The sequence below is a fragment of the Echinicola sediminis genome (assembly GCF_054777495.1).
In genome coordinates, this window is record NZ_BAAHAP010000014.1 from 43,464 (window position 1) to 62,123 (window position 18,660).

16 protein-coding genes are annotated in these 18,660 nt (G+C 44.6%); 7 read left to right on the forward strand and 9 right to left on the reverse strand.

All coding sequences use genetic code 11. The features are described 5' to 3' along the window. Positions 1 to 40: 40 nt before the first annotated feature. Entirely contained in the window at positions 41 to 1,384 is a 1,344-nt protein-coding gene (locus ACYVAA_RS05545) for a sensor histidine kinase (RefSeq protein ID WP_460539312.1), read from the reverse strand. Next, a complete protein-coding gene (locus ACYVAA_RS05550) occupies positions 1,374 to 2,756 on the reverse strand; it encodes a sigma-54-dependent transcriptional regulator (RefSeq protein ID WP_460539315.1) in 1,383 nt (460 codons plus the stop codon). Before ACYVAA_RS05550 ends, ACYVAA_RS05545 begins: the two co-directional genes overlap by 11 nt. Before the next feature lie 221 nt (positions 2,757 to 2,977). On the opposite strand from ACYVAA_RS05550, the gene ACYVAA_RS05555 reads away from it, so the two are divergent. Further along, a complete protein-coding gene (locus ACYVAA_RS05555) occupies positions 2,978 to 3,406 on the forward strand; it encodes an FKBP-type peptidyl-prolyl cis-trans isomerase (protein WP_460539317.1) in 429 nt (142 codons plus the stop codon). A 48-nt stretch (positions 3,407 to 3,454) separates the two neighbouring features. On the opposite strand, the gene ACYVAA_RS05560 is transcribed toward ACYVAA_RS05555, so the two are convergent. The 5 genes from ACYVAA_RS05560 to rsfS all read right to left on the reverse strand — a co-directional run bounded on the left by ACYVAA_RS05560 (position 3,455) and on the right by rsfS (position 8,417). Continuing rightward, positions 3,455 to 3,925: a hypothetical protein gene (locus ACYVAA_RS05560; protein WP_460539319.1), complete on the reverse strand. Its 471-nt coding sequence runs from the start codon at positions 3,923 to 3,925 to the stop codon at positions 3,455 to 3,457. Between the two features lie 239 nt (positions 3,926 to 4,164). Beyond that, on the reverse strand, positions 4,165 to 4,983 hold the full coding sequence (locus ACYVAA_RS05565; RefSeq protein WP_460539322.1) for a hypothetical protein: 819 nt from the start codon (positions 4,981 to 4,983) through the stop codon (positions 4,165 to 4,167). Further along, a complete protein-coding gene (locus tag ACYVAA_RS05570; protein ID WP_460539325.1) occupies positions 4,980 to 5,744 on the reverse strand; it encodes a UDP-2,3-diacylglucosamine diphosphatase in 765 nt (254 codons plus the stop codon). The genes ACYVAA_RS05565 and ACYVAA_RS05570 overlap by 4 nt, the downstream gene beginning before the upstream one ends. A gap of 221 nt (positions 5,745 to 5,965) precedes the next feature. Then, positions 5,966 to 8,005 carry an ATP-dependent metallopeptidase FtsH/Yme1/Tma family protein gene (ftsH, locus tag ACYVAA_RS05575; RefSeq protein ID WP_460539327.1) on the reverse strand — a complete coding sequence of 680 codons (2,040 nt, stop codon included), beginning with the start codon at positions 8,003 to 8,005 and terminating at the stop codon, positions 5,966 to 5,968. Positions 8,006 to 8,069: 64 nt separating this feature from the next. Then, positions 8,070 to 8,417 (reverse strand): RsfS/YbeB/iojap family protein, encoded by a 348-nt coding sequence (gene rsfS / locus ACYVAA_RS05580; RefSeq protein WP_460539329.1) that lies wholly within the window; start codon positions 8,415 to 8,417, stop codon positions 8,070 to 8,072. 85 nt (positions 8,418 to 8,502) lie between these two features. Here rsfS and ACYVAA_RS05585 point away from each other — a divergent pair, with 85 nt between their 5' ends. The 3 genes from ACYVAA_RS05585 to ACYVAA_RS05595 all read left to right on the forward strand — a co-directional run bounded on the left by ACYVAA_RS05585 (position 8,503) and on the right by ACYVAA_RS05595 (position 11,629). Next, positions 8,503 to 9,264, forward strand: a complete 762-nt coding sequence (locus ACYVAA_RS05585; protein WP_460539332.1) for a biotin--[acetyl-CoA-carboxylase] ligase — start codon at positions 8,503 to 8,505, stop codon at positions 9,262 to 9,264. A gap of 72 nt (positions 9,265 to 9,336) precedes the next feature. Then, a complete protein-coding gene (gene ahcY / locus ACYVAA_RS05590; protein ID WP_460539334.1) occupies positions 9,337 to 10,653 on the forward strand; it encodes an adenosylhomocysteinase in 1,317 nt (438 codons plus the stop codon). 100 nt (positions 10,654 to 10,753) lie between these two features. Continuing rightward, positions 10,754 to 11,629, forward strand: a complete 876-nt coding sequence (locus ACYVAA_RS05595; RefSeq protein WP_460539336.1) for an SDR family oxidoreductase — start codon at positions 10,754 to 10,756, stop codon at positions 11,627 to 11,629. A gap of 319 nt (positions 11,630 to 11,948) precedes the next feature. Here ACYVAA_RS05595 and ACYVAA_RS05600 read toward each other — a convergent pair whose 3' ends face one another. Then, on the reverse strand, positions 11,949 to 12,470 hold the full coding sequence (locus tag ACYVAA_RS05600; RefSeq protein ID WP_460539338.1) for a hypothetical protein: 522 nt from the start codon (positions 12,468 to 12,470) through the stop codon (positions 11,949 to 11,951). 89 nt (positions 12,471 to 12,559) lie between these two features. Next, complete coding sequence (locus ACYVAA_RS05605; protein ID WP_460539340.1) at positions 12,560 to 12,748, reverse strand: CPXCG motif-containing cysteine-rich protein; 189 nt, start codon at positions 12,746 to 12,748, stop codon at positions 12,560 to 12,562. A gap of 150 nt (positions 12,749 to 12,898) precedes the next feature. On the opposite strand from ACYVAA_RS05605, the gene ACYVAA_RS05610 reads away from it, so the two are divergent. From ACYVAA_RS05610 to ACYVAA_RS05620, 3 genes are all read left to right on the forward strand, one after another. Beyond that, a complete protein-coding gene (locus tag ACYVAA_RS05610; RefSeq protein WP_460539395.1) occupies positions 12,899 to 13,216 on the forward strand; it encodes a hypothetical protein in 318 nt (105 codons plus the stop codon). 318 nt (positions 13,217 to 13,534) lie between these two features. After that, positions 13,535 to 17,320, forward strand: coding sequence for an efflux RND transporter permease subunit (locus ACYVAA_RS05615; RefSeq protein WP_460539342.1), 3,786 nt, complete (start codon positions 13,535 to 13,537; stop codon positions 17,318 to 17,320). After that, positions 17,317 to 18,648, forward strand: a complete 1,332-nt coding sequence (locus ACYVAA_RS05620) for a TolC family protein (protein ID WP_460539345.1) — start codon at positions 17,317 to 17,319, stop codon at positions 18,646 to 18,648. Before ACYVAA_RS05615 ends, ACYVAA_RS05620 begins: the two co-directional genes overlap by 4 nt. Positions 18,649 to 18,660: the final 12 nt, after the last annotated feature.

Genomic DNA, 18,660 nt, shown 5'->3' on the forward strand with positions numbered 1-18,660 from the left:
AGAAGTTGGGGTTTTCGGTTTCGCGTGTGAGTGAGTTGTATTAGGCGTTGAAAATCAGTTTGAAGGTGGTGCCTTCTCCTATGACGGACTTTACCTGAATATTTCCCTTGTGCCTACGCATGATTTGCTTGGACAGGCTCAGCCCAATTCCAGATCCTTTCTTTTTTGTGGTGAAAAATGGAATGAAAATCTTATTAAGAGCTTCTTCTTCAATGCCTTTTCCGGAATCAGTTATTTCAATAATGATTTTTCCCGCCTCGTCAATGAAGGCTTTTAGGCTTATTTTTTTTATGGGAGATTCTTCTACGGCATGAATGGCGTTTTGAATGACATTGATCAATACCTGTTCGATCAAAGAACTGTCCGCAAATAAAAGGAGATTTTCAGGCTCTATTTTTTTCTCGCATTGAATTTGGAGTTGATCTGTCTGGTGATGAAAAAGCACTTCCAGCTGTTCAAACAGTTCATGGATGCGAATGGCAGAAAATTTAGGGACGGGAATATGGGCGAGACTCCTGAAATCACTTACAAAGTCGATAAGGCCCTCACTTCGTTTTTCTATTGTGGAAATCCCCATCAGGTAATCCTCTATTTCCTCAGCGGCAATATGTTCCTTCTTCTCCAGCTGCGACTGAATGTCGCCCTTTATGGTGGAGGCCAGCGAGGAGATGGGAGCTATGCTGTTCATGATCTCATGGGTAAGTACCCTGACCAGGTTTTGCCAGGCTTCCATTTCTTTTTCTTCCAGTTCACTTTGGATGTTCTGTAGGGACACCAGCTTAAACTTCACATTGCGGAGTACAAGCTCGATGACGTAGACGGACAGCTGCATAATGCCGTCAGGATGGGCGATTTTGATCAGCTCACTTCCCCCTGTTCTCAGTGTATGGATGGCATTATGGAGTTCTTTGTTGACCTGTTCGATCTCCTGTATATAAACCAATTGGTCGATATTCAGCATCCTTTTGGCAGCGGTGTTTAGGATTTGGATTTTCCCGTCTTCCCCGAAGGTGATCAGTCCGATGCTCAGGTGTTGAAAGACAGACCTAAAATATTGGTAGTTGGCCTCTTTTTCTGCCTGGTCTTCTTTTAACTTGGCCAGGATGGCGTTGAATTCTATATGGAGATCATCGGTTTCAGTCCCGTCAAATTTTACCGGGTATACCGTGGAATAGTTGTTTTGCTTGATGTTGTCCAGAAACTGACGGACTTTTTTAAAGCTGCTTTCGGCATAGTTGATCAGAAAGATCAGTTGGGCAATGACCAATATGATAAATAAGGAGGTGACAAATACGCCAGCTCCCTTAAGAATGGAATAAGAAAGGATGAAGAGGGTCAGCGTAAGCAGGACCACCCTTCCCAACAAACCAACTTTATAATCCATATTTCTCTAATCTTCTGTACAAAGAAGCCCGGGTAAGCCCCAGTTCTTTGGCTGCTTTGGAGATATTTCCTCCGTTTTTATCAATGGCCTTTTGGATGACGTTCTTTTCAACCTCGTCCAGGTTCAGCGTTGCATTATTGGTGACTTTTTCAGCGACAGGCTTGGAAGAAAGAAAAAAGAAATCCCTACTGTCAAGATCTGTGCCTTCGGCCATGATGATGGCCCTTTCTATGGCATGCTGCAGTTCCCGGATATTGCCAGGCCAGTTGTACCGCTGAAGGAGCTGTAGGGCCGCCGGCTTAAAGCCTGAGAATTCTTTACGGTATTTTTTGGAGTAGATTTTAAGAAAATGCTCTGCCAGCAAGGGGATGTCGTCCTGTCTTTCCCTTAGTGGGGGAAGGAAAATCTCGACGGTGTTGATCCTGTAAAGAAGATCCTGTCTGAAGGTGTTTTCCATGACCATTTCATGGACCTTCATGTTGGTGGCACAGATCAGGCGGATATCCACCGGGATGGCTTTGTTGGTTCCTATTCTGGTGACTTCTCTTTTTTGGAGGGCGGTAAGCAGCTTGGACTGTAAGGGCATACTTAGATTGCCGATTTCATCCAAAAACAAGGTGCCCTTGTCGGCGACTTCAAAACGGCCGGCACGGTCTTCTTTGGCGTCTGTAAAGGCCCCTCTCTTATGGCCGAAAAGTTCACTTTCGAAAAGGGTTTCTGTGATGGCGCCCATGTCCACCCCGGCAAATATCTCGTCATTTCTCAGGGATCGGTCATGGATTGCGCGGGCAATAAGCTCTTTTCCCGTACCGTTTTCACCCAAGATAAGGACATTGGCATCTGTCTGGGCTACTTTGTCAATGATGGAAAAGATGTTTTTCATGGAAGCACTTTGGCCGATGATTTCTGAAAAGGGTTTTTTCAGGTCGGCCTGAAGCTGTTTGGATTTTTTGGAAATGGAGTCCACCTGGTTATAGCTCTCCTTAAGCTTATTGGCAGCAGACAAAGTGGCCAAGAGTTTCTCGTTTTGCCAAGGCTTCAGGATAAAATCCGTAGCCCCTTCCTTAAGGGCTTGAACAGCCATTTCCACATCCCCAAAGGCCGTGATGAGAATGACTACCGCTTTAGGATCGATTTCCTTGATCTGCCTTAACCAATGAAACCCTTCCTTACCCGAAGTGGTGTCTTCGGTGAAGTTCATGTCCAACAGAATGACGTCATAACTGTTGTTGTTGACCAGGAAAGGGATACGCCTGGGGTCTTTTTCAATAGTTACTTCTTTGGCGTATTTTTTTAATAACATTTTGGCGGCAAAAAGTAGGTCTTCATTGTCGTCAACGATTAGGATTTTTCCGAGACTGGTTTCTTCCATTGGATAGAGGCTTTAGTTGTTATAGGAAGTTGGAATGCTGAAATGATGCCATAATTTATAAGGGGTAATTTAGTCAAATATCAGGGGTTTTGATAATGAAATGTCCGAAATCGAACAAAAAAAGGTCGGATACGAACGTTTTTCATATCAACACGGGGATTCTTTTTTATCCCTTTCAAAAAGTATTACCTTTAGCCTTATTCACAAAAATAAACAAGTAAATGTCTGTAGCAACTAAAGGAAGTACGGTAAAAGTACACTACACAGGTAAGTTAAAAGACGGAACAGTATTCGATTCTTCGGAAAACAGAGAACCACTTCAGTTTACAGTTGGTGACGGCAATATGATCAAGGGATTTGATGCTGCTGTTAATGGTATGGAAGTGGGACAGGATAAGAGTGTTACCATACCTTCTGATGAGGCTTATGGAGCTAAAAGAGAAGATATGATGATCGATGTGCCTGTAGAGCAAGTACCTGCAGATATCAAGCCTGAGGTAGGCATGGATCTGTCTATCCAAAATCAGCAAGGTCAGCCGGTACCGGTTAAAGTGGTTCATGTGGACGAGCAAAAAATCACCTTGGACGCGAATCATCCATTGGCCGGAGAAGATTTGATCTTTGATATTAAATTGGTAGAGGTCGCTTAAGGAGCAAATCCGATATAAATCACAAAACCCGGTTTATCCGGGTTTTTTTTATTCCTTTTCACTATCGATGTCCTCCTCTTCAGTAATCAGGACCGGTTCATCCATTTTTTTTTTTCCGTGAGGACTCGCGTAGATACTTTTGGTCTTGTTATACTTGGAATTTCCCACCTCTACTACAAACAATTGACTGTTGATATGGGAAAAATCGTACGACTTTTGTTTTCCGTCCTCTGGTTTGAGAGAATCTTCCAAAATCAAATTGCCGATGATGTCAAAAACCTTGACGGATGTATTGGTTGGGATTTCTTTTTCCAAGACAATTTTGAATTTGCTCTGACCGGTGGATTTTAGGTCAAAATCAACATCCGGCTTGTTGAGGTTTTTGGGAAAAGTAAGGTTCTTTTCTGTCTTCTTAAGAAAATTTTGGGCATAGTCATTCGTCACCATCCCCATACAGAAATAGAGGGTGATACTGAGAAATGCAACGTAATAAATCTTCTTAAGTAAAGGTTTTTTCATCGGGACGCAAAATTGCAAAAATCAAACCAAAATCGGAATGCTTTTTACATATTTATTGGAATTATTCTAGTAATTCTTTTAAATGCAATGAATGTTAACATTTATTAACAAATTGAAATAAACAAAACTGGGGATGATAGCGGGAATAGTGTAGATTATCGGTGAAGGGAGCTGGGGAAGAGGATCCATTGTTTTATGATAGAATAGACCATCAGCAGGGATAATCCTATGATGAGCGGTTACTCCAATAAGTAGGAGGGAAGGGTGTATCCTTCAATGAGCCTGCTGTTGTAGAAGAGGATGACATCATTTCCCGCAGTTACCTTTTCATAGTTTCCCGGCAAGTCCACAGAATGCTGGCTTTCTGTCAGGTAGTGGGTGATGAGCAATTGTCCATTGGAAAGGGTCAGTAATTGATTTCCATAAAAACACAGCTTTTGCTCAGTTTTTAACGGGAGGTGTTTGATGAAATTGGCTTGATTGTCAAATAGGTAGATGCCTTTGTCAAGGATATTGACAAAAAGCGTGTTTTGATATTCGGTGATTTCCAAGACAGGTAGTGTTGGGGATTCCAGAACCAAGTTTAGGGCCTGTCTTTGTAGAATGGTATTTCGCTGATAATCGTACTGTAACAGGGACAGGTTCGTGTCGTCATACAGCCATAATTTTTGGTTGTTCCCCAGTGAAGCGGCCTTAATGTTTCCAAGATTAGGATCAACGAATCGAGTGGTGGAGAGGGGAGTTAAAAACCTGTCCAGAATTTCAAAAAGCTGAAGGTCGCTGGAAAAAGTGAATATGTTGAGACTTCTCCTTGCTTCCAGTTGGCTTAATTTACCCTGAATAGTGGGAGAATAGTAGTTGATGGAATCACCATTTTTGTCATATTGAGTAAGGTTTCCTGAATTGTCCGAAAGCAGGATTTTTCCGGTATTGTCAATGTCCACCAAGCTGATGGCACTCTTTTTAATGACAAACTTTTTTTTCCAATCAGGAGTTTGCCCCCAGCTACCCAGGCAATGGAATATTCCCAGAAGGATAAAAACAGTCCTTAGGCTCATGTATCGAAGGTCTTTAGAAGGAGTTCTTTTCCATCAAAAACGGCATAGGTGTATTGACTTACCCATTCACCCAGATTGATGTATGTTGACTTTTTTCCCACAGCAAGTTGCAAAGGCAGGTGGCGGTGCCCAAAGATGTAATAATCAAAGTGCATCTTCTTTTCCACTTCCTTGCAATACTGCCACAACCATTCATTGTCACCCTTGAAGGAGTCTTCATTTTTGGCGATATTACTGATACGGCTGCTTCCAGACCATTTTTCAGCAATTGCTATACCAATATCAGGGTGAAGCCATTTAAAAAGGAACTGGCAGAATTTATTGGTGAAGACTTTTTTCAGCAGCTTATACTTTTCATCTCCAGGGCCTAGACCGTCCCCGTGGCCGATGAGCATTTTTTTATGGTTTATTTCTATCGTTATGGGATTGTGGTAAACAGGGATGTTCAGTTCTTTTGTGAAGTAATCCTGCATCCATAGATCATGGTTCCCGGTGAAGAAAAATATGGGAATCCCTCTATCCCTTAATTGGGCTATTTTTCCGATAAACCTGATAAATCCCTTAGGTATGACCTTGTCGTATTCAAACCAAAAATCAAATAGGTCGCCCACAAGAAAAATAGCTGCTGCTTCATCTTCAATGGACGTCAGCCATCGGATGATTTTATCTTCTCTTTTTCTACTTGTGTGATGATCAGGAGAACCTAAATGAAAATCAGAGGCGAAAAAAACTTTTTGGTTTTCTTTAAGATTGATGTTCATGTATTTCCTTGCAGGCGGGATTTATTTGGTGGATGGATTGGCAAAAATTAAAGAAAGCTCTACAAAGCCCATCATGGTGGATCGCTTGTTGGTCAATCTTTAAAACATTATGCTGGTCAAAGTTAAGAATCTTTTGATTATTGGGAAATGAATGAATTGATGAGGATAAAAAAAGGCTCCCAAATTTAATTTGGGAGCCTTTTAACCTTGTTTTTTTCCGATCAGTCTTTCTTTTCACTGATGCTCTCTTCCACATCAGAAGATTTTTCGTCTTCCTTGGAATCGGATTTTTCCTCTTTTTTATTATCTCCTTTCCTGGTAAATGCCTCATAGGTGGTCTCCTTATCAAAGGGACGCTTGCCAATGAGTTTTTCCAAGTCAGACTGGAAGATGATTTCTTTCTCTAGGAGTTCTTTAGCCAATGTTTCGAGTTCTGGGCGTTTATGGCTAAGCAGTTCCTTAGTCCTTTCATAGGCAAAACTGATCAGCTTTCTGACCTCTACATCGATGGTTTCAGCAGTAGATTCAGAGTATGGCTTGTTGAATTTATAATCTCCTCCCTTGCTGTCATAGAATGAAACGTTTCCTATCTTATCATTCATCCCGTATACCGAAACGATGGAATAGGCCATTTTGGTCACACGCTCCAGGTCACTCAATGCGCCGGTGGAAATTTTACCGAAGATGATTTCCTCTGCAGCACGTCCTCCAAGGGTCATGCACATTTCATCGATCAGCTGTTCTGTTTGGTATAAGAACTGTTCCTTAGGCAGGTACTGCGCATAACCCAGGGCTGCAATGCCTCGTGGAACGATACTTACTTTTACCAAAGGATCGGCATGCTCCAGGAACCAGCCCGCCACAGCGTGACCGGCTTCATGATAGGCAACAATCTTTTTCTCCTCAGGGGAAATGATTTTATTTTTCTTCTCCAAACCACCGATAACCCGGTCTACTGCATCTTGGAAGTCCTGCATGTCCACGGCCGCCTTATTTCTTCGCGCAGCTATCAGGGCTGCTTCGTTACAGACGTTGGCAATCTCGGCACCTGCAAAGCCTGGGGTTTGGGCCGCCAGTTTTTTCGGGTCTATGTCCGAACCGGTTTTAATCGGTTTCAGGTGTACTTTGAAAATGGCTTCCCGTCCAATGATATCGGGCTTGTCAATACTGATCTGACGGTCAAAACGGCCCGCTCTCAACAAGGCACTGTCCAGTACATCTGGTCGGTTGGTGGCCGCCAGTACAATCACTCCGGTATCCGTACCAAAACCGTCCATTTCCACCAATAGTGAGTTCAGGGTATTTTCCCGCTCATCATTGGAACCGGGCATTTGCCCTTTTCCTCTCGAACGGCCTATGGCGTCAATCTCATCTATAAAGATGATACATGGGGCTTTTTCCTTTGCCTGTTTGAAAAGGTCTCTTACCCTTGCGGCACCCACCCCAACGAACATTTCCACAAAGTCAGATCCGGATAGGGTAAAGAAAGGTACCCCCGCTTCTCCGGCCACAGCCTTGGCCAAAAGGGTTTTACCGGTACCGGGAGGGCCTACCAATAGGGCGCCCTTAGGAATTTTACCCCCTAATTTCGTGAATTTGGAGGGGTTTTTCAGGAATTCCACGATTTCCTGTACTTCCTCTTTGGCCTCGTCCAATCCGGCTACATTGTCAAAGGTGATTTTGACCTTGTTTTCCGCATCAAACAGCTGGGCCTTGGATTTTCCTACATTGAAGATCTGTCCTCCAGGTCCGCTTGGGCCTGCCATTCTCCTCATCATGATCCAGAAAAGGAAGAACACCAGCAGTAGGAAACCAAAGCTGCCAAACCAGTTGCTCCAACTTTCTTCTTTCTTGGCTGAAACACCTATTCTTTGTTCCGCAGGAAGCTTTTCTTCCAGTTTGTCGAAGTCTTCCTGGAATTTTCCGACATCGGCCACCGTAATCCTATAGTGGGGGCCAGAAGGGTTGAAGAAAGGATTCTGTGATTCCAGTTCGTCTTTGTATCGCTGGTTTTCCAGCGCTTCTTCTTTCAGGGTGACTTCTACATAGTTCTGGTTATAAACTACTACTACCTTCGCCACATCGTTGCCAAGTACCATGTCCTCAAACCGCTTCATGGTAATGTCCGTAACGGCAGTCCTTTGGTTAAACCAAGTAATGCCGATAAGCACAATGACCGCAGTGACAATCAGCCAAAGCTGGAAATTGGGCTTTTGAGGCGGTTTTGGAATGAACTTTTTATTTTTGTTTTTATCACTCATCGTTTAATTATTATTTCGATAAACTTTAGGTAAAACGGATTCAAAAAGTGAAAGTTTGCCAGATTTAGTTAATTTCTGTGATTTTTGCATCTCCCCACAAATCCTCCAGGCCATAAAACTCCCTTTTATCTTCCAAGAAAATGTGCGCTACCACATCCACATAGTCTACTAAAACCCATTGACCGGCGTTTTTTCCTTCACTTCTCCAGGGTCTTTCTTTATTGGATTTAAACACTTCTTTTTCAATGGCATCGGAAATGGCCTCTATCTGTGTATCAGAGGAGCCGGAACAAATCACAAAAAAATCTGATATGGAATTGTTTATCTCCCTCAAATCCATCACCACTATATCGGAAGCTTTTTTATCTTCCATACCCTTCACTATTATTTTACTCAGCTCTTCTGCTGTCATACTTTTGTGTGTAATTTTACTAAATCATGTTCGTGCCGCAATAAAAGGATAAATATCTTTATTGTGCGACAAAATAACTAATAAAATGATGCATAAAATCCTTGCCAATACTGTTTTTTTGGGGAAAGATATTGTTTACCTGACAGAGTGTCATTCTACCAATGACATAGCTGTCCAGAAAGTAAAAGAAGGCACCGCCAAGGAAGGTAGCATCATTATCACGGACAAGCAAACCAAGGGCAAGGGCCAGCGGGGCAATCGCTGGTTTAGCGAGCCATCGGTGAACCTTACCTTTTCTTTGGTCCTGTCCCCTTATTTTTTAACGCCTGTGGAGCAGTTTGAGTTGAATAGAATAGTCTCACTGGCTGTCAGGGAAGAACTTTCCAAGTATTCAACAGGGATAAAAGTCAAATGGCCTAATGATATTGTCCATGAGTCCGAGGGCAAAATAGGAGGGATATTGATTGAAAATACCATTCATAAAGAACGGATTGAATCATCGGTGGTGGGGATTGGCCTGAACATTAACCAAACGGAATTCCCCTTTCCCGGGCCAGTTTCTATGGCTAATTTAGCAGGAAGGCAGCTGGAAAAATGGGAGATTTTAGGAGGTATTTTGGCTAACCTGGAAAAAAAATACATTCAGCTGAAGAAGAGACAGCTCAGTAACCTCCATGATGAATACTACCATCACCTGTACAGGAAAGAACTATGGGCAAATTATGAGGATAGCCAAGGTGTCTTTGAAGGGAAGATAATCGGTGTCAGTGCCGCTGGTTTGCTGAAAATGAAGAAAAGTGACGAAAGTTTAAACCAATATACCTTCAAAGAAGTTAAATTCCTCTAAGACGGTTATTTCGTAATGTCTTGTGGATTGAGTAAATTTGTGTTCCTAAAAATTTGATCAAATAATAAATTCATGTCAGAAATTAAATCAAAATACGTCAAGTATAAAGTAAAGGATATTTCTTTGGCCGAATGGGGCCGAAAGGAAATCAGGTTGGCTGAGGCAGAAATGCCTGGATTGATGGCCTTGAGGACAGAATACGGTGCATCGAAACCTCTGCAAGGAGCTAGAATTGCCGGTTGTCTTCACATGACCATTCAGACTGCCGTGTTGATTGAGACCTTGGTGGAGCTGGGTGCAGAAGTTACCTGGTCATCTTGTAATATTTTTTCCACGCAGGACCATGCTGCTGCTGCCATTGCTGCTGCTGGAATATCCGTTTATGCTTGGAAAGGCCTGACAGAAGAAGAATTTGACTGGTGTATAGAGCAAACATTGTTTTTCGGTGAGGACAGACAGCCGTTAAACATGATTTTGGATGATGGTGGGGATCTGACCAATATGGTACTGGATAAATATCCTGAATTGGTGCAGGCGATCAAAGGTATCTCTGAAGAGACTACTACCGGTGTGCACCGTCTTTATGACAGAATGAAGAACGGAACCTTGCCGCTTCCAGCGATCAACGTCAACGATTCTGTTACCAAATCGAAATTTGATAATAAGTACGGCTGTAAGGAGTCTTTGGTGGATGCCATCCGAAGGGCTACCGATGTGATGTTGGCCGGTAAGGTCGCTGTTGTGGCTGGATATGGAGATGTAGGAAAAGGTTCTGCTGCTTCCTTGAGAGGTGCAGGGGCCAGGGTCATTGTCACTGAAATCGATCCAATATGTGCGCTTCAGGCCTCTATGGATGGTTTTGAAGTGAAAAAGATGATCAATGCTGCCGCTGAAGCCGATATCGTGGTGACCGCAACAGGTAATAAGGACATCATCACCGGAGAGCACTTCAAAGTGATGAAGGACAAAACCATTGTATGTAACATCGGCCACTTCGATAATGAAATCGATGTTGCTTGGCTGAACAAAAATTATGGTAACACCAAGGATGAGATCAAGCCTCAGGTGGACCTTTACAATGTAGACGGGAACGACATTATCCTATTGGCCGAAGGCCGGTTGGTAAACCTTGGCTGTGCCACGGGGCACCCTTCTTTTGTGATGTCCAATTCCTTTACCAACCAAACTTTAGCCCAGCTTGAGCTTTGGAACAATACGGATCAGTATGAAAATAAAGTATATGTTCTGCCTAAGCATTTGGATGAGAAAGTGGCTGCCCTTCACTTAGGAAAGTTAGGTGTGGAGTTAGAGGAGCTTTCTGAAGATCAGGCCAAATATATCGGAGTGGAGGTTGCTGGACCTTTCAAGCCAGATTATTACAGGTATTAATCTGTATTTATATAAAAGTATTAAAAAGAGCCGCCATAGAGCGGCTCTTTTTATTTTTGGGTATATTGAAAAATGGATTTTTAATTTAAGCCAAAGAAATATGAGCAGTACTCAAGGAATGCTGAAAGAAGATGCCCTAAAAGGCAAAACTATTTTGATCACCGGCGGGGGGACCGGCTTGGGGAGAGCCATGGGGAAATACTTTTTGGAACTCGGAGCGAATTTGGTGATCAGCAGTCGAAAGTTAGCGGTGCTGGAAAAAACTGCGGATGCCTTGGAGAAGGAGACAGGAGGAAGGGTGCTGCCCCTGGCATGTGACGTAAGGGATGTTGATCAGGTGAATGCTATGTATGCCGAAGCGGTTCAGGAAATGGGTAAAGTAGATGCCGTGGTCAACAATGCCGCTGGGAATTTTATCAGCCCCACAGAACGCCTCTCTGCTAATGCCTTTCATACGGTGTTGGACATTGTATTGAAAGGGACGGTGAACATGATCTTAACGGCAGGCAAGCAATGGATAAAGGAAAAGCAAAGAGGGGTTTTTTTGAATATTGTGACCACTTATTCCTGGACCGGTTCAGGTTACGTGGTGCCCAGCGCTGCAGCCAAAGCCGGAGTGTTGGCCATGACAAGGTCCTTGGCGGTGGAGTGGGGGAAATATAATATCCGCTCCAATGCCATTGCCCCCGGGCCATTTCCCACGGAAGGGGCCTGGAGTAGGCTTTTGCCGGGTGATCTGGCGGATAAATTTAATCCGGCCAAAAAAGTGCCCTTAGGAAGGGTGGGGGAACACCAGGAGCTGGCCAATCTGGCAGCTTATCTGGTGTCGGACTTTTCGAGTTTTGTCAATGGGGAAGTGATGACCATTGATGGCGGGGAATGGCTCAAAGGTGCTGGAGAATTCAGTCACCTGGATCAGATTCCTGAAGAATTATGGGATCAGATGGATGCTATGCGAAAAAAGAAGAACAGTTAGGAGTGGAACTTTTTAAACATGAAGAAGTTAAGGAACATAAAGGTTGGCAGGTTTAACCTGGATTATGCAATAGGATTCGTTATGAGGCCTGAAAATGCAAGAAAATCAGGCTGTTTGGAGACTGAAGCATAGCACCGCTATGGTGAAGTCGAAAACAGCAGCGAAGCGACTGATTTTAAAGCAGTTTCAGTCCGTAATAGATTTTCTATTGCATATTTCGGGTTTAATAATCTCCCCTCAATTTATTTGGTCATCGAATCTTGAATATTACTTTTGAGACAGTCTCTTAATTCCCTTCATTTCTTAAAGTTTTTTTAAACTATTCGAATTTTTTGGCAACAAATTCCTTGGTGTTTTCGAAGGTCAGGCCCAAGGTATAGTCCCAAGTAGGCAGGTAATTATGGATGGTTTTAGGTTCCAGATTGGAGGCTTCTATAAAATACCACTCATCACTGGAATCTTTGGATACCGCGATCAAGGTGATGTGAGAAACAATCTCCCCATTGGGTACGGATAGGATGGAAGTTACCGGAACTAGAGCATGCACCTCATCCGAGCAATGGGTTGCCTTTATGGGGTTTCCGATTTCAAAACTTTTGATTTTCATGCCCCTTATTTTGAGAAGGTCATAGGAATCCTCAAGTGCTTTTTGGAAAGCCTCCTTACCACCGGATTTTTCCAGGATAAAAGGATAGGTGTGTTTGATCAGGGTTTCATAGTCCTCATTTAAATTGGCCAAAGCAAATTCATGGGCTGCTTCATTGATGCCATCTGTCGTCTGGGCCTTTGCTCCAAAAGCAAAAGCCAATAAAAGGAGAAGAGTAGGTAATGTTCTGATCATTAGTAGTTTATATTGGGTAGCGCAAAAGTAAAGGCATAATTTTAAAAATGCAAGATTAATAAAAATAAGTAGTTTTTAGTTGTTGATTTTTACTGATCTGTAGTCTGTGTTGAAAAATTGATAACGTGACCGTTTTTTACTTCAAAAGTTACTTCTATGGGTTGGCAGCAGACTTCACAGTCCTCAATATATTGTTGGGGGCTAATGCTCAGGTCTAGGACCATTGATATCCGGGCTGCGCAATAAGGGCAGAGAAAATGATGTTCGGCTGTAAGCATGGCTATCTTTGTTTAAAATTTACAAAAATTATATAACTCTAAGCCAAAAAGCTTTTTTATATTTGTTTAGTCAAGTTAATTATGCGTAGGCTTCTGCAAATATCGTTGTTGGTTATCTACCTGTGCTTCAATGCCGGGCTGAGTTACTCTATGCACTATTGTGGAGCGTCTTTTGAGCGTATTAACTTTTTCATGGAGGACAAAGGATGTTGTCCAGATGGTGAGGAGATGCCGGGGTGCTGCGATGATATTCCAAAAGCGGATTTGCAAAATGCTGATCAGAGCATGGCCAAGATCGCCACTGTTCAATTTTGGAATTTATCCCTGCTTCCGTTGCCTCATTTACTTTCGGATATTTTGCTGTGTTTGGCTCAGCAGGAGGAAGTACCATCTGTTCGGTATATTTCGGATTCTGCACCTCCCCAATCCATCCCAATTTACATTGAACATCAGATTTTTTTGATTTAGCCATTTTTTGGTGAGCCAACAGGCGCTGTGGACAGCTTGTGTCCAAACGGATATGTTTCTATCCATTTCGTTTATTTTACCTAGTTAGATTTAAAAAAGAACGTCACTCCGAGGCTTTGGAAGAGACTAAGGGGAGAAAGCCGGGGGAGTCTCGCAATTAGCAGGTTGCCGCACCCTTTTACCCTGCACTTCTCCATCGGAAAAGGGGCCGCCTGGTGCAGACAGGTTCGCAATGACGTTTGGGTATTGAATCAGCCTTCTTAAGTAAGTCAAACTCAGGATCAAATTCTTAATCAATAGCATAAAAAAAATAAAGTTATGCTCAATGCTATCATCAAATTCTTCTTGGAGAATAAGCTGGTGACTGTTTTGTTACTACTTGTTCTGGTCGCATGGGGCTTGGTAGTGGTGCCATTTCAATGGAAAATGGACTTTCTGCCAAAGGATCCCGTGCCTGTTGATGCCATTCCCGATATCGGGGAAAACCAACAAATTGTCTTTACGGAATGGATGGGGCAATCTCCACAGGATATAGAGGATCAGGTCACTTACCCCCTCACTACATCGCTGTTGGGCCTTCCGGGCGTCAAATCGATCCGTTCCAGTTCCATGTTCGGTATTTCCAGTATCTATATCATTTTTGAGGATGAAGTGGACTATTATTGGAGTCGGTCACGGATTTTGGAAAAGCTGAATTCCTTGCCTGCCAACTTGCTTCCGGACAATGTACAGCCAAAGTTAGGGCCTGATGCCACTGCTTTGGGGCAGGTCTATTGGTATACCCTGGAGGGTAGGGACCAGCATGGCCAACCTGTTGGAGGCTGGGATTTGCATGAACTAAGGTCCGTTCAGGACTACTATGTACGCTATGGGCTGGCAGCTGTGGAAGGAGTGGCCGAAGTGGCTTCGGTAGGTGGAATGGAAAAAGAATACCAGGTGGACCTGGATCCCAATGCCATGAAAGCCCACCAAGTGACCATGATGGATGTGCGGGAAGCTCTAAAAGCCACCAACCAGGAGATCGGTGCCAATACTTTGGAGATCAACCAGGTGGAATATTATGTGCGTGGTTTGGGATACGTGGAAAACTTGGAGGATATCGCCCAGACCGTGGTCAAGGCCACTGAGAATGTGCCCCTGAGGATCAGGGATATCGCCCGGGTGAGTCTTGGGCCAGCAGACCGTTCCATGAAGGGGATCTTGGATAAAAGTGGGGCAGAGGCAGTTGGCGGCGTGGTGGTGGCCAGGTACGGCGACAATCCCATGGCCGTGATTCAAAATGTAAAGGAAAAAATCAAGGAAATCAGCGCCGGTTTACCGGAAAAGCAGCTGGAGGATGGCCGCATTTCGAAAGTGACGATTGTTCCTTTTTACGACCGCTCCAATTTGATCATGGAAACCTTGGGAACCTTAAACGATGCCATTGTACTCCAGATACTCATGACCATTGTGGTGATCATGGTCATGGTGTATAACCTGAGGGCTTCACTGTTGATTTCGGCCATTCTTCCTTTGGCCGTGCTTACCTGTTTTATATTCATGAAATATGTGGGCGTGGATGCCAATATTGTGGCCCTGTCAGGGATTGCCATCGCCATCGGTACCATGGTGGATCTGGGTATTATTCTCAATGAGAATGTATTAAAGCATATCGAGGAAGCCCCCAAAGGCCAGCCACTGATCAAAACGGTATACAAGGCGACCACGGAAGTGGCCACGGCTATTTTGACGGCAGTTTCCACGACCATTGTCAGCTTTTTGCCCGTGTTTACCTTGCAAGCGGCGGAAGGGAAATTGTTCGGCCCCTTGGCGTATACCAAGACCTTTGCCCTGATTTCTGCATTACTGTTTACCCTATTGATCATGCCCGCTTTCTCGCATTGGGTGTTTGGTATCAAGAACGGAGGAGCTTATTGGAAAAAATGGGGCAATATCAGTCTGGTCGTTTTGGGATTCATTGGACTATTTTTCCTTCCCCTGGCCGGATTGCTGTTATTGGCCATCGGAGTCAATAATTTGTTGTTGTATTATAAGGGAAGTAGTTACAAAAGGTACCATACTTCTGTGCTCGTAGTGGCTGCTGTGTTGTCCGTATCTTGGTTGTTGGCCACCACTTGGGCCCCCTTAGGGGCTGCAGTGAGCTCGGTGACCAATTTCCTGTTTGTGTTGCTGGTGGTGGGGATTGTCCTTGGCGGCTTCAGCCTGTTTATCCGCTACTATGAAAGCCTATTGGAATGGTGCTTGGCAAACAAAGCCAAATTCCTTGCTTTGCCTTTGGTGCTCATTTTCTTTGGCCTTACCATCTGGATGGGCTTTGGAAGCCTCTTTGGTTGGGTGGCCAAAGGCTTTGACCGAGTGGGCTGGAACATCAGGACCACGGATCTGTACAGTGGTATGGTGCATGCTTTTCCCGGGATGGGCAAGGAGTTTATGCCTGCTTTGGATGAAGGGGCCTTCTTGCTGATGCCTACTTCCATGCCCCACTCCGGAGTGGAGGCCAATCAACGGATATTGCAGCAACTGGATTTACTGGTAACCGCTATCCCCGAAGTGTCTTCTGTGGTGGGAAAAGCCGGAAGGGCAGAAACGGCCCTTGATCCGGCCCCGATGTCCATGTTCGAAAACGTGATATTGTACAAGCCGGAGTTCATGACCGATCAAAACGGCCGAAAAATACGCTTTGCTGTTGATAAGGAAGGCGAATTCATTCGGGATGAATCGGGAGAATTGATCGAGGACAACAACGGAGAGTACTTCAGGCAATGGCGGGATGAGATCCAAAGCCCGGATGATATTTGGGCTGAGGTAGCCAAGGTGGCCAAGCTCCCGGGGGTAACCTCAGCGCCTAAATTACAGCCCATAGAAACCCGGCTGTTGATGCTTCAGACAGGCATGAGGGCTCCCATAGGTTTAAAAGTCTATGGACCTGACCTGAAGACGATAGAAAGTTTCAGTTTGAAGTTGGAGGAATACCTTAAGGAAGTGCCTGGTGTAAAGCCCGAAGCGGTGTTTGCGGACCGGTCCCTGGGAAAGCCCTACATGGAAGTGGAGCTGGATAGAAAAGCCATCGCCCACTATGGTCTTAGGGTGCAGGAGGTTCAGGAGACCATCGGTGCTGCTCTGGGAGGTGTGGAGCTTTCCACTACGGTAGAAGGAAGGGAGCGCTATGCCATCCGGGCAAGGTATGCGAGGGATTTCAGGAACCATCCAGGAGCAATCCAACAATTATTGGTGAGCACTTCATCGGGGGAGCAGGTGCCGATCAAAGAAATGGCCACAGTTACTTACAAACAAGGCCCCATGATGATCAAAAGTGAAGATTCGTTTTTGGTGGGCTATGTACTGTTGGACAAGCAACCAGGTTTTGCGGAAGTGACGGTGGTGGAAAATGCCCAAGACTACCTGGCCGGAAAGATTGCAGCTGGTGAATTGAAGGTTCCTGCCGGAGTGAGCTATAAATTTTCCGGTTCCTATGAAAACCAGGTGCGGGCAGAGAAAAGGCTGTCCATCGTCATTCCGCTCTGTTTGATAGTCATCTTTTTGATACTTTATTTTCAGTTCAAATCCGTGCCGACCACCTTGTTTATTTTTTCAGCCATAGCCATGGCCTTTACAGGTGGCTTTATCATGCTTTGGCTTTATGGGCAGCCTTGGTTTATGGATTTCAGCGTCTTGGGAACCTCCATGCGTGAGCTTTTCCAGATGAAGGAATTCAACTTAAGTGTTGCGGTGTGGGTAGGGTTTATTGCCTTGTTTGGAATAGCCACCGATGACGGGGTGGTCATGGCCACCTACCTTAAGCAGAGTTTTGCTTCCAATACCACCAGGACTGTGAAGCAGGTGAGGGAGGCGGTGAAGGAGGCCGGGCTTCGGCGGATCAGGCCATGTTTGATGACCTCAGCCACCACCTTATTGGCACTGTTGCCGGTGCTGACCTCCAGCGGTCGGGGTTCGGATATCATGATCCCTATGGCCATACCTTCTTTTGGAGGGATGGTGGTCGCTTTGATTTCATTATTTATCGTGCCGGTCTTGTACAGTTGGTGGGAAGAAAGAAAGGTCCCCAGGATAACTGAAGACAGCATGGACACTTCCAAAAAATGAATACTATGAAAGGATCAGTGGAAAATAATATAACGAAGAAACGACCTTTAAGCATTAAAGGACTCCTTTTTTTGCTTTTGATCAGTATGGCCTGTTTCAATGGCCGTGCGCAGGGCTTGGAAGAATACCTCCGCCTGGCGGCAGAAAACAATCCAGCCTTAAAAGCCAGTTATGCAAGATACAGCGCCAGTTTGGAAAGGGTGCCCCAAGTGGGGAGTTTGCCTGATCCGGAATTAAGTTTTGGTTTCTATCTCAGGGACATGGCCACCTTAATGGGAGATCAAAAACTGAATGCAACCATCATGCAGCGCTTCCCCTGGTTTGGAAAACTACAGGCCAGTCGGGATGAGGCAAGCTTGATGGCGGTGGCCAACTTTCAGGAGTTTGAAGCTGCAAAATATAATTTGTTTTATGAAGTGAAAGCAGCTTATTACCAGCTTTACCTGCTTCATCATCATGCCCAAATTGCCCAAGAGAACCTCCGTCTTTTGAGGAGCTTGGAGAGGCTGACATTGAACAAGTTTAAAGGAGGAACTCCGGGGGAAGGCGGTAAAATGACCGATGTACTCAGGGTACAAAGCCAACTCAAAGAGATGGAAACGCTATTGGAGCAGTATGAGGATGACCAAAGTGTGGAGCGGATAAAGTTCAATCTGCTTTTGAACAGACCTGAGGAAAGTCCGGTACACATGGATACCGCTTTTCTGGATAAGGAGTTGCTTTTAGCTAAAGAGCTGGTATTGGACAGTATTTTCAGTGCGAATCCCCAGCTCAAGATGCTGGAAGCAGAAGGAGCAGCTTTTCAAAAGAAAGGGGAGGCCGCAAGGTTGTCCGGGAGGCCGAGTTTTGGCTTGGGGCTTAATTATATGGTCAATAGCTCCAGAATGCCAAGTGGCTCCATTGGCAGTGAAATGGGGTATCGGCCAGGAGGAATGGGGCACAATATGGTGATGCCCATGGTTTCCCTGTCCCTGCCGATTTACAGGGGGCAGTATAAAGCAGCCCAAAGGGAGTCGGCGCGCTATTGGGAAGCGGCGGATTATCAAAAGGAAAGTCTCCTGAACGACCTGAAAGTACAATGGGAAAAGCTTTATGGAGAGATTCGGGAGGCGGAGAGAAACCGTAAGTTGTTTGGAGAGCAAGTTGTCCTGCTCAAAAAGACCTATGATTTGATGATTGCCGATTACAGCAATGCCACAGGAAGTTTTGAGGAGCTCCTCACTGTCCAAAGGCAGCTGCTGGATTTTGAGATGAAGATGGCAGAAGAAACGGTCCGTAAATTATCGGCCATAGCGAAGTTGGAAACTTTAATGGCCAAAGCGATTTAAAAAATGAAACTT